The organism is Bacillus cereus group sp. MYBK30-2 (assembly GCF_051915945.1).
GTDB lineage: Bacteria > Bacillota > Bacilli > Bacillales > Bacillaceae_G > Bacillus_A > Bacillus_A paramycoides.
In genome coordinates this window covers 33294-47626 of the sequence record NZ_JBQAFR010000002.1, presented here as the reverse complement: position 1 = coordinate 47626, position 14333 = coordinate 33294, and the positions used below count along the sequence as shown (strand labels likewise).

The window sequence follows — 14333 nt, the reverse complement described above, 5'->3', positions numbered from 1 at the left end:
GGTACTGGTATCGTAATCAGTTCGTTCCTATAGAAAGAAAATGTTGCAGCTCCGAGGCATTTTTACATCTACGAAATTGTTTCATTGTAAAAGTTCTTTCATTTGTATATTTTTTTGAAAGGGACAGAGGACTTTCGACAAAAAAGAAGAAATGATACGTGATCAGTATTTTTTTGCTACATCATGATATCGTTCTCATACATATCATGAAAAAGATTGTAAACAAATAAAAAAAGGAAGTGAGGTGAAAAGCGGTGCTTACCCATAAAGCGTATCAGTTTCGGATCTATCCTAGTTTAGAACAAAAAATAGCTATTACGAAAACAATTGGTTGTTCACGTTTTGTATTTAACTATTTTTTGGAAAAGTGGAATGATAGATATAAAGAAACAGGAAAAGGGTTATCCTATGGCACTTGTTCTTCGCAATTACCTACTCTCAAAAAAGAATTTGTATGGCTAAAAGAAGTGGACAGTATCGCTCTTCAATCTTCTCTTCACAACCTTGCTGACTCGTATGCAAGATTCTTCAAAAAACAAAACACAGCTCCTCGGTTTAAATCGAAAAACAATAAAGTCCAATCCTATACAACGAAACATACAAACGGAAACATTGCGATTATAGATAATAAATTGAAGTTACCGAAACTTGGTCTTGTCAAATTTGTCAAAAGTCGTGAGGTAGAAGGACGAATTTTGAGTGCTACTGTCAGAAGGAATCCAAGTGGAAAATATTTTGTCTCGATTCTTGCTGAAGCAGAAGTACAAGAATTACCGAAGACCGATTCCACTGTTGGTATAGATGTTGGTGTGAAAAACTTTGCTATTCTTTCAACAGGTGAGGTATTCGGTAATCCAAAATGGTTTCGGGTATTAGAAAAGAAACTTGCTCATGCCCAGCGTATTCTATCTAGACGTACAAAAGGTGGAACGAACTGGCAGAAACAGCGAATGAAAGTCGCTCGTATTCATGAACGAATTAAACAGGCAAGAACGGACTATTTGCAAAAACTCTCTACTAGGATCATCAAAAACCACGATGTGATTGGGATAGAAGATTTGCAAGTCTCGAATATGTTACAGAATCACAAACTAGCGAAAGCGATTCAAGAAGTATCATGGTCACAATTCAAAGCGATGTTGTTGTATAAGGCACGCTGGTATGGGAAACAAGTGATTGTGGTGTCGAAAACATTCGCTAGTTCCCAAACTTGTTCGCATTGCGACTACAAAAACAAAGACGTGAAAAGCCTGAACCTGCGTGAATGGAAGTGTCATTCTTGTGGTATGTATCATGATAGAGATGTGAACGCAGCGGAAAATCTGAGAAAAGAGGCCGTAAGGCTCCTAACCGTAGGGACTACGGGGATCGCCTACTCATAAAACTGAGGGATACCTTGGTGTTCGTAGGAATCCCCCACTTCAAACAGCTCGTTAGAGTGTTAAGTGGGGGTAGTTCAAAGAAGTAGCTGACAAACTAAAAGATGAGTATAGATTTGTTGCAATAGATGCACCAGGTCATGGGAAAACAGAACCATTAGAGTTAACTGAAGAATATGAGATGCTAAATATAATAGATTGGTTGAATGAAATAGTAGATATTCTTGAGATTGACCAATTTTACTCTTTATCGCATTCTTGGGGGAGTTTTGTATCCTTGTTTTATGTAATGAAATATCCGCACAGGGTCAAAGGTACAATGCTTATTGATGGCGGGTATCAAACGAAGAGGTTAAAAGTTCAAACATTGGAAGAAGAAGTAGCTCATTATGAAAAAGACTTTGATGAATACATATTTGATAGTTGGGATGATTTCTTCAAAACCGAAAAAGCAGCGTATACACGGTGGTCACGAATGATTGAAGCAGCAGTAAAAGATCTTGCTGTTGAAAAGGAAGGAAAAGTTCATTGGCATGCAAGTGGCACTACCGCAGTTAATATTATTAAAGCTATGCACAAGCATGAGACGATAGGCATCTATGAAAAGTTACCTTCTTCTATCATTCTATTAAGAGCGACTGAGCCTAATAGCTGGAATGAATATAGAAGTAAAACAGCTAAAATTTTTGAAGAAAAAACAAAGGGGACAGTAAAACGAATCCCAGATTCTACCCATATGCTTCATTGGGATTATCCTGAAATAGTTGTTGACGAGATAAGAAAGAATTGGTCTTTCTCTCAAGCAACAATTTAAATGAATATGTTCAAAAACTACGGACGAATTGAGTAATAGAGAAAGATTTGAAACACTGCGATTGGCAGTGTTTTTTTATTTGGTTACATGTTTTATGCAACTAATAAATAAGATAATGTTCACTACTACTTTCATTTCTGCTATAAAGAATTCTACAATAGATAGTAGAACGTATATTTGGTATAATCGAAACATACTACTTGAAACGATGTGCATAGTTTATGGAATTCATGTAATGAGATAAGGAATTCATGACAATAACTAAATTAAAAAGTTCCAGTACATATAGAATTCAGTTCATGTTATACAAATCCATTGTTAGGAAGGAAAAGATGTAATGAATCAAATTTCATTTGAAGATTTATTTGAAGAAGAAAAAGAAAAGGTGGAGGTAGCTGAGATACCAGTACCTTTATCGCCACTGCAAAAAGATATATTGGGATTATTTAATTCTGAAGAAATAAGTGCATTAGAGCTATGCGAAGAATTAATACGATCTGGTAAAATATCAGATGAAAGATTTACAACGAATAAGCCGAAAGCATATGGACAAGTATGCTTAATATTAGAAGGCTTTGTTACAGAAGGAAAGCTTACTTTTATCAAAAATGATGAGAAAAGAGATAGGGTATATAAATTGAAAGAAGAAGTATAAGATGTACTGAGGGAAATGAATGATTGGTTATCTTTAACTTTCAGTACCGCCAGTTCAGTAATTTCCACAAAAAGGTGTCAATCTTTCCTAGATTGACACCTTTATACTTTTAACATCTTACATATTTACGTTTGAAACCAAGTCTTCCTCTATCAAGTTCTTTCTGAATACTTTCGTGAGCATTTAGCAAACTGCTTTTTTTATTGTCACGTTTTATTTCTACTATACCAACTTCTTTTGCTGTCTCGACTGCCTTTTCGTGTAGTGGCACATATGAAATTGCCACAGTGTTTAGAAAATTATTCATAGCGGATTTTGTTCGTTCTGGCGAATCATGAATTGTATTTTTCACAATTTCAAGCATAGCGGAAATTTTGCTTTCGGAAAATTCATTGTCTTTGCGATTCCCTAAAAGCCAGCAGTAACAGCTCCAGCCTGCTGACATTCTCAGCTCGTCCCCACTTGCAATCCATTTATCGGAAACGTCTTGTGCAATATCTGATTCTGATAAAGTTACTGCTACTACATAATCAGAAAGCCTATAAAAATAAGCCTCATCTATCCAACGATTAAAATCCGACTCATTCATAGCTTTTGGATCTGCAATAATACCTGCAAAGTACATAGCATCGTAGTTGCCTGTGGAATAAAGTTCTTCAGCTAACTCTTGATTTAATTTTATTTTCTTAGCGATCGGTTTCATAGCCCCTGTAGCTACGCCAAAAACCGGTTCGTGCGCACCATTAGATATGTATATTTTTTTCGTTCGCTCTTTACCGAGGGATTCAAGTTCTTGCATAACTGTTTTAAAATCCATAGCTGTGCACTTCCTTCCTTAATATAAAGACCCTTTTAATTGTAATTATCTAATTTATATTTTTTATCAAGTCTTCCATACTTCTCAATTTTAATACTAATTGTATGTGAGTAGGATGTCTACTTTCTATAATTCCTCGACAATTCAGTTAGTGCTTTTGAAAGTCTAGCTATTTATAATTGTGAGGATACAACATGAAAATAAACGGGGGGACAATACAAATGTATAGCTTTCCACATAGATTTTTGAAGTGCCGGAATGTAAAAAAATGTGTTATCTTTGGCACTTTCTCTGTAGTATCATGTTATTCTTTAATAAGGTAATAAATGGAGTTTTACATTAAGTATGTGAGGTTGGTTATAAATGATAAAAAAATTTACTAGAGTAGTATTAACTGTGGTTGTGCCAATCGGTCTTATTACTGGTTGTGCGAATGCTGAAAAAACTGAAGCACAAGAGCCGAAAGCGGTACAAACGGATAAAAAGGACTATATGGATTACTCATATGGTAGCGCGGGTATATTAGTAAGCGGAAAAGCGAAAGAACGTCAACAATACGAGATTGGGTATATTGACGATAACATGTTAATTGGAATTGATGAAAATATCGAGGACTGTATTACTTTGAATAATAAAGAAGAAGCAAGCCATATTTGGAAACAACTAGAGCGTGGATCTATTATTGAAGTGCAATACGGTAAGGATCGTAATGATATAGTAGGCGTGCAATTCGTAGGAGATCGTAAGCCATACGAAATTAGTGACAAGTTTGATCGAAATACGATAAATGAGATTGTCGGACAAGTTAAAGGTAATTTGTAATATATGCATGTCGGTAATAGAAAGCATATATGATGTATCCCGCTATTTTGGGGCAATAAGACTCACATCTCAAAATGGGGTTGGCGCAAAGAAGTTAGGTGGGAGTCAGACTACCCGTAAACGCCGGATTGGTACGGGCTAATAATCAGTGGGGAGGAACAAAAACCTCGCTGATTCAAGTTTCTCTTTATTTGAAAGTCGATTTCTTATTGAAGTAAGAAATCGACTTTTGTATATGAAATAGTTTTCCGAAGTCCCTTGTACACGATAAAGAGTTTCATCAGCGTCTATAAATACATCTATTTCCATCTATCATCATTTCGTTAGAGTGTTAAGTGAGAGAGTTCAAAATAGCGAGGTTTTAAGAAGATTAATAAATCCAGTAAATATATTTTTGTACATTGTAAGAAGAGTATAGGAGGCATACGTAATTAGAAACCATACAGGAGATGAAAATTTAACTTTTTATTAAAAAACACTATATAAGCCCCTTCCAAGCCCTTCATAAGCACCTACCAAGTAATAAATCACTAAGAAAAAACAAAACAAAAACAACTACAAGAACAAAAAAGCGCGAAAAAAAATAAACCGTCGTCGTAGTAGTAAAAAAATTTGAAATTCGAATGCCAAAACCGTTTGCTCATCCCTATATTTATATTGAAGGATTGAAATTTTCCTATTTGCTAATAAAGGGAGGAGGGGAACATATGGCGGTGTACCGTAATATGCAGGTGAAGTTTTGGCAAGATGAATTCATCTTAGATTTAACGCCAGAAGAGCGTTATTTTTACATATATTTGTTAACTGGTACGAAAACGAAGCAATGTGGTATTTACATATTACCGAAGCGTTTAGCAGAGTTAGAAACTGGTTACAGTATGGAGACTGTTGAGAAGCTATTGAACCGGTTTGTTGAATACGGGAAGATTTTATATAATGCGGAAACGAAAGAGTTATTCATTATAAATTGGCTACGCTATAATCCTATTTTAAATACGAACGTAGAGAAATGTGTATTACGTGAGCTGAAAGCGGTGAAAAGTAAAGAGTTCATACATATGTTTTTACGTAAATGTCTTGAAGAAGAATGCAAGATTCCATTATTACTGCAGCATTTTGGTATGCCAAAAGAAGAGGTTAATAGTAGTTCACAAGCAGTTATTCAAGAGAAGGAAGATGTGGAAGAGGTAGAAAGAATAGAGGAGGCCACTTCACATAGTGAAGTTTACAAGTTTTACGAACAAAATATAAGTAGCCTATCTCCATATATCGTGAAGGAATTAAAGGAATGGATGCAAAGGATTTCAGTAGATACAGTACTAGAGGCACTAAAAATTGCGTTTGAAAATAATAAGGGAACACTTGCTTATGTAAAGGGGATCTTGAGGGATTGGTATAGGGAAGGATGTGTAAAGTTCAGTGAAGTAAAGGATGTAGTGCGTAAGAAAGGATTATTCAGTTTGTATGATCCATAGCAGGAGCAAGTAAGGTTTCTTTCTTTTTCTTAAAGGTTCTTCCGTAATAGAAGCGAATAGTTTGAGAAAGGAGGGGGTTTTATGGAAATCGCCATAAAGAAGAAACGAAATAGGGGAAAAAGGATTTTTATTTGGTCTAGTAGTATCGTTCTTTTTTTGTTTATTTGCGCTGCGATTTTTGTGAACGTATATACGCTGAGATCTATGCCAAAGATAGATGGAACGATAAGCCTCGATGATTTACAACATGCTGTTGCGGTGAAGCGAGATAGTAAAGGTGTACCACATATTAAAGCGGAAAATGCACATGATTTATATTTTTCGCAAGGATATGTACAAGCGCAAGATCGTTTGTTTCAAATGGATTTAAGTAGAAGACAAGCTTCCGGGACGTTAAGTGAAGTTGTTGGTGAAGCGGCTGTTGATAGAGATAAGTTGTTTCGAACACTTGGTTTACGGCGAGCGGCAGAAGCTTCTGTAAGTCAATATGATGGGGAAGCAAAATACGCTTTACAGTCATTTGCCGATGGGGTGAATGCCTTTATACGTGAGGCAAAAGAGGAAAAGAAATTGCCAGTTGAGTTTACTCTATTAGGTTATGAACCTGCTGAATGGTCAATCGTTGATTCTTTAACGATTGGAAAGTATATGGCCTTTGATTTAGGAGGGCATTGGCACGGGCAGGCGTTTCGATATTGGGCGCTGAAAGATCTTCCGAAAGAGCAAGCAAATGAGCTATTTCCTACATATCCGAAAGATGCACCTAGATTACTAGCTGAACTAAAAAATACAAATGTGAATGTAGCGCAAAGTTTTTCAAAGACGGTTATTCCGCCAGAGTTTAATGGGAGTAATAACTGGGTCGTGAGTGGTGAGAAGAGCGCTTCCGGTAAGCCTATTTTAGCGGATGATCCGCATCTTTCTCTCGCAACACCGTCCATTTGGTATCAAACAGAGTTAGAAATGAAAGATGTAAATGTGAGTGGAGTTATTTTCGCAGGTGTTCCTGGTGTTATGCTAGGGCATAATAAGGAAATTGCATGGGGCGTTACGAATACAGGACCAGATGTACAAGATTTATATATTGAAAAGCGAAATCCTAATAATGAAAATGAATTTTTGTATAACGATAAGTGGGAAAAGGCTACTGTTGTTGATGAATCTATTAAAGTGAAGGACGGAAAAACAATTCCTTATAACGTTACAATTACGAGGCATGGTCCAGTTATTTCGGAATTTGCGGATAAGGGTAAGGAGAAGACGAAAACAGTATTCGCTCTGAAATGGACTGCTTTAGAACCTTCAGCTGAATTAAAGGCAGTTTTAAATATGAATAAAGCAAAAAACTGGAATGAGTTTGAAGCTGCCCTTCAAGATTTTCACACACCGACTCAAAACTTTTTGTTTGCATCAAACGATGGAACAATTGCGTATAAAGCGAATGGAAATATACCAATTCGTAAAAAAGGTGATGGTAGTCTACCTGTACCTGGATGGACAGATGAATATGAATGGGAGGGGTATATCCCGTTTGATCAGCTTCCGAAAGTAATCAATCCAAAACAAGGGTTTATTTCGACTGCGAACAATAAAATTGTTGATGATGATTACCCGTACCATATTAGTAATACGTGGGCGCAGCCATATCGGCAAATGCGTATTCAAGAGTTTTTGCAAGAGAAGGATAAGTATACGGTGAAAGATTTAGAAGAATTACAGATGGATCAAAAAAATTTATACGGGAAAGAGTTTGCCCCAATATTTTTAAAGGAGTTAAATAAAACAGCTTTAACTGAAGTAGAGAAAGAAGGGGTGAAAGAGTTAGCGAAGTGGAATTTTTACGATAGTAAAGATGAAGCAGCCCCATTAATTTTTCATTTGTTAATGAAAGAGATTTCTAATACGTTATTTTCAAAAGAAATACCGAAAGATGTGATGGAGTTATTTGAAGGGAAACAACAAGTTGTCGATGAATTAATTCGTAAGCAAGTAAACGGTAAAAATAGCGCTTGGTTTACGAAGTACGGAGGCTTCACAGAAGTTGTGCATACATCGTACGCAAATGTAATGAAAAAATTACAGAAGGAGTATGGATCGAATGTAGCGGAGTGGAAGTGGGGCGATTACCATCAACTGGCTTTTACACATCCAGTTTCGAGATCATCTAGCATATTAGCATTACTCGCATTTAATCGTGAGAAACCAGTTCCGATTGGAGGAAGTCAAGTTACGGTTCAAGCAGCGAGTTACGGAGAGAACGGTATTGTCTATCATGGGGCTTCTTGGAGATTCGTCATTGATACGAAAGATATGTCAAATGGTTATCATATAGTGGGGCCGGGACAATCAGGACATTTTAGAAGTGATTGGTATCATGATCAAATAGATGACTGGGTGAATGGAGAGTATCATACAACTACACTTAATACAGATGGGATTGAAGGAAAAGTGTTAAATTTAGTCCCTAAATAATGTGTGGATATTTTGAGTTGGAATGGTTTGTAAAGGAGCGGGAGAACCGCTCTTTTTTTGAATTGTTTTTCTTCTGGAATATATGTGAAAATTTGTATAAAATAATCAAGAAAGCCAAAAATTATAGGGGGAAGCTTATGAAGAAAAGTAAGAGTTTAATAAGTGTTTTAGGAGTGTTAATTATGCTGTTTTCTTTTAGTTTTCAAGGAAATGTACAGGCAGATGTAAATACTGTTCAATCCGGAAAAATTAAGTCAGGAAACGTAACGGTGTGGGAAGTTGGAAATGTAGCGAAAGTGTTAGAAGATGTGGAGCGCTTAAATTTAAATACTGTGAATGTACCTATTCAAGTTGATATTCCGAATGTGAATTCTGCTAATATGGTAATCAATCAGGCGCAAAAGAAACAAGCTATTATTTTAATTCAAGAATTATTAAAGCGTAATATACAAGTTATAGTGGAACCGTTCCCATATATTCAGCAAGGAAATATTGGAGAAACGGAGTGGAACCCGAGTAATATTAACGATTTCTTCTGGAATTGGAAAACGGTTGTTTTACAAGATATTTTTAATTCAATTACAAGTAAATACAATATTTACGGGTTAAAGATTGCTTCTAATTTCGTCAATATGGAATACGCAGAAGGGTACTGGAATGATACAATCGATTTTGTTCGCCAGCAGTATAAAGGAAATATTTTGTATCAGATGAACTGGTGGTTAACTGCAAGTTGGGATCCATCTTATGAAGTGAAGTTTATCGGAAAAATCAATCGTCCGTATTTAAAAAAGGTGGACATTGTAAGTATTGATAGTTGGTTTGAAGTTTCAGGAAAAAGAAATCCATCATACGAAGAAGTGAAACAAAGTTTATTTGCGACGACAGTATATAATCGTGGCCAAAACGTCGTTCAGCAACTTGAGCAATTACATAAAACAACAGGAAAGCCAGTTTATTTTGGTGGATTTAACGTTCCGGCACGTGAACTAGGACTACAAAACCCATGGAATCCAGATGTTACGAATGTATTTTCAAAAGATGTACAACTTAACGGATGGCGTGCTTACCGAGATGTATTAGAACCGAAGCCATATTTTAAAGGATTTTCAATTTGGTTTATTGGCTCTAATGATAGCGATCATTCATATCAAATACATAGTAAAGAAGCAGAGACAGTTATTAATGGCTGGTATAAAAAATAATTTTCAAAAAATAGGTAAGTTTTAAAATCGGTTACATATATTTTAGTGAAAGGCCTTTCACCATCTTATCACCTAGGGGGCAATCATAATGAAATTTTTGTCTTACCTTACAGTTATATTGGTGATTCTTGGCGGTTTGAATTGGTTATTTGTAGCGTTAGATTATAACGTAGTTGAGAAATGGTTTGGTTCTATGCCGGCGCTTGTGGATACCATTTATTGGCTCTTTGGTCTTTCAGCTATTTATCAAATTTTTGATCGGTTCTTTATGAACGAGTAGCTATTATACTTTTATTACTAGAGTGTTAAGTACGATTATGTACTTAACACTTTTTTGTATGTTTATAAAAAATGCAATGTAACTGCAAGCGATTCCATTGCGTCTTACGCCGTAATAATGGAAAACAAATTGACCGTATATTGTATATGGGTTATAATTCAGAAAGTTTAAAATTAATAAAAATTATAATTAGGGAGGTTATCCGGGTGATGGAGAGAGTGTATAATTTTTCAGCAGGACCATCTATACTCCCTTTGCCAGTTTTAGAGAAGGTGCAAAAGGAGCTTGTAAATTATAATGGGACAGGCATGTCTATTATGGAAATGAGTCATCGATCTTCTTATTTTCAAAGTATTATTGATGAAGCGAGTAGTTTGCTTCGTGAATTAATGAACATACCTGATGATTATGAAGTTTTATTTTTACAAGGTGGTGCGTCATTACAGTTCTCTATGATACCGTTAAATTTAATGAGTACGTATAAAAGAGCTGGGTACGTACTGACAGGCTCATGGTCTAAAAAGGCACTGCAAGAGGCGGAGAGAGTAGGGGAAGTGCAAATAATTGCTTCTTCTGAAAAAGAGAAGTTTTCAGCCATTCCTACAATAGATGTTTTAAATAATGATTTAGAACTAGATTATGTACATATTACAACGAATAATACAATTGAAGGGACAAAGTATGTGGAGTTACCGCATGTAGAAATGATTCCGCTCGTTGCGGATATGTCCTCAAATATTTTATCAGAGCAATATGATGTTACGAAATTTGGCCTTATATATGCAGGTGCGCAAAAGAATTTAGGGCCAGCTGGTTTAACGATTGCAATTATAAAAAGAGACTTGATTGGCCGTGCAAATAGCTCTTGTCCTACGATGTTAAACTATGAAACTTACAGTAAAAATAACTCCTTATATAATACGCCGCCATCCTTTAGTATTTACGTAACGAAACTTGTACTAGAGTGGTTGAAAGAACAAGGCGGGGTATCTGCGATTGAAGAACAAAATAGAAAGAAAGCGTCACTTCTTTATAGTTTTTTAGATGAATCCCAATTATTCACTTCACCTGTTGATCCTACGTATCGATCACTTATGAATATTCCATTTACAACACCGTCAGAAGAGCTTAATGAACAGTTTTTACAAAGAGCAAAAGGTCATGGACTTGTTACGTTGAAAGGCCACCGATCAGTTGGAGGTATGCGCGCTAGTATTTACAATGCAATGCCGATTGAAGGTGTACAAAAATTAGTAGATTATATGAAGGAATTTGAGCTTGAGAATAGATAGGGAGATGGGAATATGTTTCGTGTTCAAACGTTAAATCAAATTGCGGAAAAGGGTTTGCAAATTTTTGATGGAAATCGCTATGAAATAGGAGACGAAGTAGCGCACCCAGATGGTATGTTACTTCGCAGTTATTCTTTACATCAAGAGGAGTTTTCAGCAGATTTAAAGGCGATTGCAAGAGCTGGTGCAGGTGTAAATAATATTCCTGTAGAGCGTTGTACGGAAAAGGGAATTGTAGTGTTTAACACGCCAGGAGCTAATGCGAATGCAGTAAAGGAACTTATTATCGCAAGTCTTATTATGTCTTCACGTAATATTATAAACGGAGTGAGCTGGACGAAAGGATTAGACGGAGAAGAAGTACCACAACTTGTTGAAGCTGGGAAAAAACAATTCGTTGGATCAGAGATTGCAGGGAAACGTTTAGGGGTTATCGGCCTTGGTGCAATTGGTGCCCTCGTTGCAAATGATGCGTTATCTTTAGGTATGGACGTTGTTGGATTTGATCCATATATATCAGTTGAAACAGCATGGCGCCTTTCTACGCAGGTGCAGAGAGCATTTAGCTTAGATGAAATTTTCGCAACATGTGATTATATTACATTACATATTCCTCTTACGAATCAAACGAAGGGGATTATTGGTGAACACGCTATAGAAACAATGAAAAAAGGGATGCGTTTATTCAATTTCTCAAGAGGAGAACTAGTTGATGAAACAGCCCTTCGAAAAGCGCTAGATGAAGAGATTGTTAAACAATACGTAACGGATTTCCCAAATGAAAATGTTATAAAGATGAAAAATGTAATAGCGACTCCTCATCTTGGTGCATCTACGTCTGAGTCTGAAGAAAATTGTGCGGTAATGGCTGCACGCCAATTACGTGAATATTTAGAGACAGGTAATATTCGTAATTCAGTAAATTATCCAAACGTAGAACTTCCGTACATTGGAAAGAAAAGAATTACGATTATGCATGAAAATGTTCCGAACATGGTAGGACAAATTACAGGGTGCTTAGCAGAACATCATATTAATATTGCTGATATGATTAATCGTAGTAAGCATTCATGGGCATACACAATGATTGATATTGATAATGGAATTGATGATATAATAAAAGAAAACATTGTTGAGAATATAAGAAAAATTACAGGTGTTGTAGCCGTTCGAATGATTGTATAAAGGGGAGAGGAACTTGGCAAATATCCGACCATTTCGGGCCATCCGTCCAGTAGAAGAAAAAGCAGTGCGAGTTGCAGCTTTACCTTACGATGTATTAAATAGTGAAGAAGCGAGAGAAGTTGTAAAGGGAAATTCATATTCTTTTTTACACGTTGATAAAGCAGAAATTGATTTAAACCCGGAGATTTCACCGTACGATAGTAGTGTATACGAAAAAGCGAGCGAGAATTTACAACGCTTTATACGAGAAGAAGTATTCATTCAAGATGAGGAGCCAGCACTGTATATTTATCAACTTACGATGCAAGGTAGAACACAGTCTGGACTTGTTGTTTGTACATCAATTGATGAGTATGAGGATGATACAATTAAAAAACATGAGCGAACACGCCATGAAAAAGAACAAGATCGTATTCGCCACGTAGATGTGTGTGACGCAAATACAGGTCCTATCTTCTTAACGTATCGTACAAAAGAAGAAGTGACGCAATTTATTGCAAGTTGGAAAGAGGAACATGCACCAATTTATAAATTTACGGCAGAAGACGGAGTCGAGCATGTAGCATGGAAGATTGTAGATGAAGATGCGATTGCGAAATTAGTAGCAGCATTTGAAGAGATTCCTAATCTTTATATTGCGGATGGGCATCATCGCTCAGCATCCGCGGCAAAAGTTGGGCTAATGCGAAGAGAACAATATCCGGATTATACAGGAGAAGAGGAGTTTAATTTCTTCCTATCTGTTTTATTCCCTCATGATGAACTATCTATTTGGGATTATAATCGTGTTGTGAAAGATTTAAATGGCTTATCAATAGAACAATTTTTAAAGCAAATTGCGCAATATTTTTATGTGGAAGAAGCAACTGTTTCTCCATATAAACCAAATGAGCCAAAATCATTTGGAATGTATGTAAACGAGAAATGGTATAAGCTCACTGTGAAAGAGGAAACATTTGATGCGAATGATCTTGTTAGACGTTTAGATGTATCTATTTTACAAGATCATTTATTAAGCCAGGTGCTTGAAATACATGATCCGCGCTCAGATTCACGCATTGATTTCGTCGGTGGAATACGCGGGTTAGAAGAACTAGAGCGTCTCGTGAATAGCGGTGATTATACAGTAGCATTCGCATTATATCCAACATCAATGGAAGATTTATTAGCGATTGCAGATGCCGGAGAAGTTATGCCGCCGAAATCAACGTGGTTTGAACCGAAACTTCGTAGTGGGTTGTTTATTCATTCGTTAAAGTAAATATAGAAAAATAGACCTCTGTAGTTTTGAAAACCCGAAATGATTTTGAATTTCGGGTTTTCTTATTTACCAAATGAAACATTATTTTAGTTAACTGTGTATTCGAGAATATTTTTGAGGAGGAAGATTGATGGCATTACAAGTAGGCGAAAAAATTACCTTTGAGCGAACTTTTACAAAAGAGGATGTTGTCTTATTCACAGAGGTATCTAAGGATGAGGGAATTCATCATGTTACACCAGATGAACAAGGGCGATTTGTTGTACAAGGCCTTTTAACATCAACACTGCCTACAAAAGTTGGTGGTGATTATAATGTATTGGCCCGTAAAATGGATTTTGAATTTTTACGTCCTGTTTTTAGCGGTGATACGATTCGTTGTGACGTAATGATTGAACGATTTGAACCAGATGAAAAAAATCGTACAAAAATTACTGCGGCGTTTACATGTATGAACCAACTTGAAAAAGAAGTGTTAAAGGGAAGTTTTTCAGGAATAATTCTTTAATCATTAGGCTGAGGGATCAAAGGAAAAAGATGTAATAATTCGATGGGAGAAACTTGAAAAGGAATTTGTTTCATGAATATTACATCTTTTTTGATATACTGCTTTATAAATCAACGCTTTTAACATACTTTTAATCAACCTTATTCCAAACCAACAACTTTTTCACAG

12 protein-coding genes and 1 pseudogene are annotated in these 14333 nt (G+C 36.0%); 12 read left to right on the top strand and 1 reads right to left on the bottom strand.

The window, feature by feature from the left end; translation table 11 throughout:
- Nucleotides 1–254 precede the first annotated feature (254 nt).
- The 3 genes and pseudogenes from tnpB to ACTFQM_RS11755 all read left to right on the top strand — a co-directional run bounded on the left by tnpB (nucleotide 255) and on the right by ACTFQM_RS11755 (nucleotide 2848).
- Nucleotides 255–1382, top strand: a complete 1128-nt coding sequence (gene tnpB / locus ACTFQM_RS11765; protein WP_440034447.1) for an IS200/IS605 family element RNA-guided endonuclease TnpB — start codon at nucleotides 255–257, stop codon at nucleotides 1380–1382.
- Between the two features lie 73 nt (nucleotides 1383–1455).
- Nucleotides 1456–2193: pseudogene (locus tag ACTFQM_RS11760) on the top strand (alpha/beta hydrolase family protein); the annotation flags it as partial.
- Nucleotides 2194–2530: 337 nt separating this feature from the next.
- On the top strand, nucleotides 2531–2848 hold the full coding sequence (locus ACTFQM_RS11755; protein ID WP_071719014.1) for a DUF3895 domain-containing protein: 318 nt from the start codon (nucleotides 2531–2533) through the stop codon (nucleotides 2846–2848).
- A 109-nt stretch (nucleotides 2849–2957) separates the two neighbouring features.
- Here the strand turns inward: ACTFQM_RS11755 and ACTFQM_RS11750 are convergent, their stop codons facing one another.
- Nucleotides 2958–3665: a DNA alkylation repair protein gene (locus tag ACTFQM_RS11750; protein WP_440034446.1), complete on the bottom strand. Its 708-nt coding sequence runs from the start codon at nucleotides 3663–3665 to the stop codon at nucleotides 2958–2960.
- Between the two features lie 363 nt (nucleotides 3666–4028).
- Between ACTFQM_RS11750 and ACTFQM_RS11745 the strand changes: the two genes are divergently transcribed.
- From ACTFQM_RS11745 to ACTFQM_RS11705, 9 genes are all read left to right on the top strand, one after another.
- The gene (locus ACTFQM_RS11745; protein WP_048373083.1) at nucleotides 4029–4487 is read left to right on the top strand and encodes a hypothetical protein; all 459 of its coding nucleotides are present in this window, start codon (nucleotides 4029–4031) and stop codon (nucleotides 4485–4487) included.
- A gap of 623 nt (nucleotides 4488–5110) precedes the next feature.
- Nucleotides 5111–5962 (top strand): DnaD domain-containing protein, encoded by an 852-nt coding sequence (locus tag ACTFQM_RS11740; protein WP_440034445.1) that lies wholly within the window; start codon nucleotides 5111–5113, stop codon nucleotides 5960–5962.
- An 81-nt stretch (nucleotides 5963–6043) separates the two neighbouring features.
- Nucleotides 6044–8434: a penicillin acylase family protein gene (locus ACTFQM_RS11735; RefSeq protein WP_440034444.1), complete on the top strand. Its 2391-nt coding sequence runs from the start codon at nucleotides 6044–6046 to the stop codon at nucleotides 8432–8434.
- A gap of 137 nt (nucleotides 8435–8571) precedes the next feature.
- Nucleotides 8572–9639: a glycoside hydrolase family 113 gene (locus tag ACTFQM_RS11730; protein ID WP_440034443.1), complete on the top strand. Its 1068-nt coding sequence runs from the start codon at nucleotides 8572–8574 to the stop codon at nucleotides 9637–9639.
- An 88-nt stretch (nucleotides 9640–9727) separates the two neighbouring features.
- On the top strand, nucleotides 9728–9919 hold the full coding sequence (locus ACTFQM_RS11725) for a DUF378 domain-containing protein (protein ID WP_002172636.1): 192 nt from the start codon (nucleotides 9728–9730) through the stop codon (nucleotides 9917–9919).
- 209 nt (nucleotides 9920–10128) lie between these two features.
- Nucleotides 10129–11211 (top strand): 3-phosphoserine/phosphohydroxythreonine transaminase, encoded by a 1083-nt coding sequence (serC, locus tag ACTFQM_RS11720; RefSeq protein WP_440034442.1) that lies wholly within the window; start codon nucleotides 10129–10131, stop codon nucleotides 11209–11211.
- Nucleotides 11212–11223: 12 nt separating this feature from the next.
- Nucleotides 11224–12396, top strand: coding sequence for a phosphoglycerate dehydrogenase (locus ACTFQM_RS11715; RefSeq protein ID WP_440034441.1), 1173 nt, complete (start codon nucleotides 11224–11226; stop codon nucleotides 12394–12396).
- Between the two features lie 13 nt (nucleotides 12397–12409).
- A complete protein-coding gene (locus ACTFQM_RS11710; RefSeq protein ID WP_440034440.1) occupies nucleotides 12410–13657 on the top strand; it encodes a DUF1015 domain-containing protein in 1248 nt (415 codons plus the stop codon).
- Nucleotides 13658–13787: 130 nt separating this feature from the next.
- Entirely contained in the window at nucleotides 13788–14165 is a 378-nt protein-coding gene (locus ACTFQM_RS11705; protein ID WP_440034439.1) for an enoyl-CoA hydratase, read from the top strand.
- Nucleotides 14166–14333 lie beyond the last annotated feature (168 nt).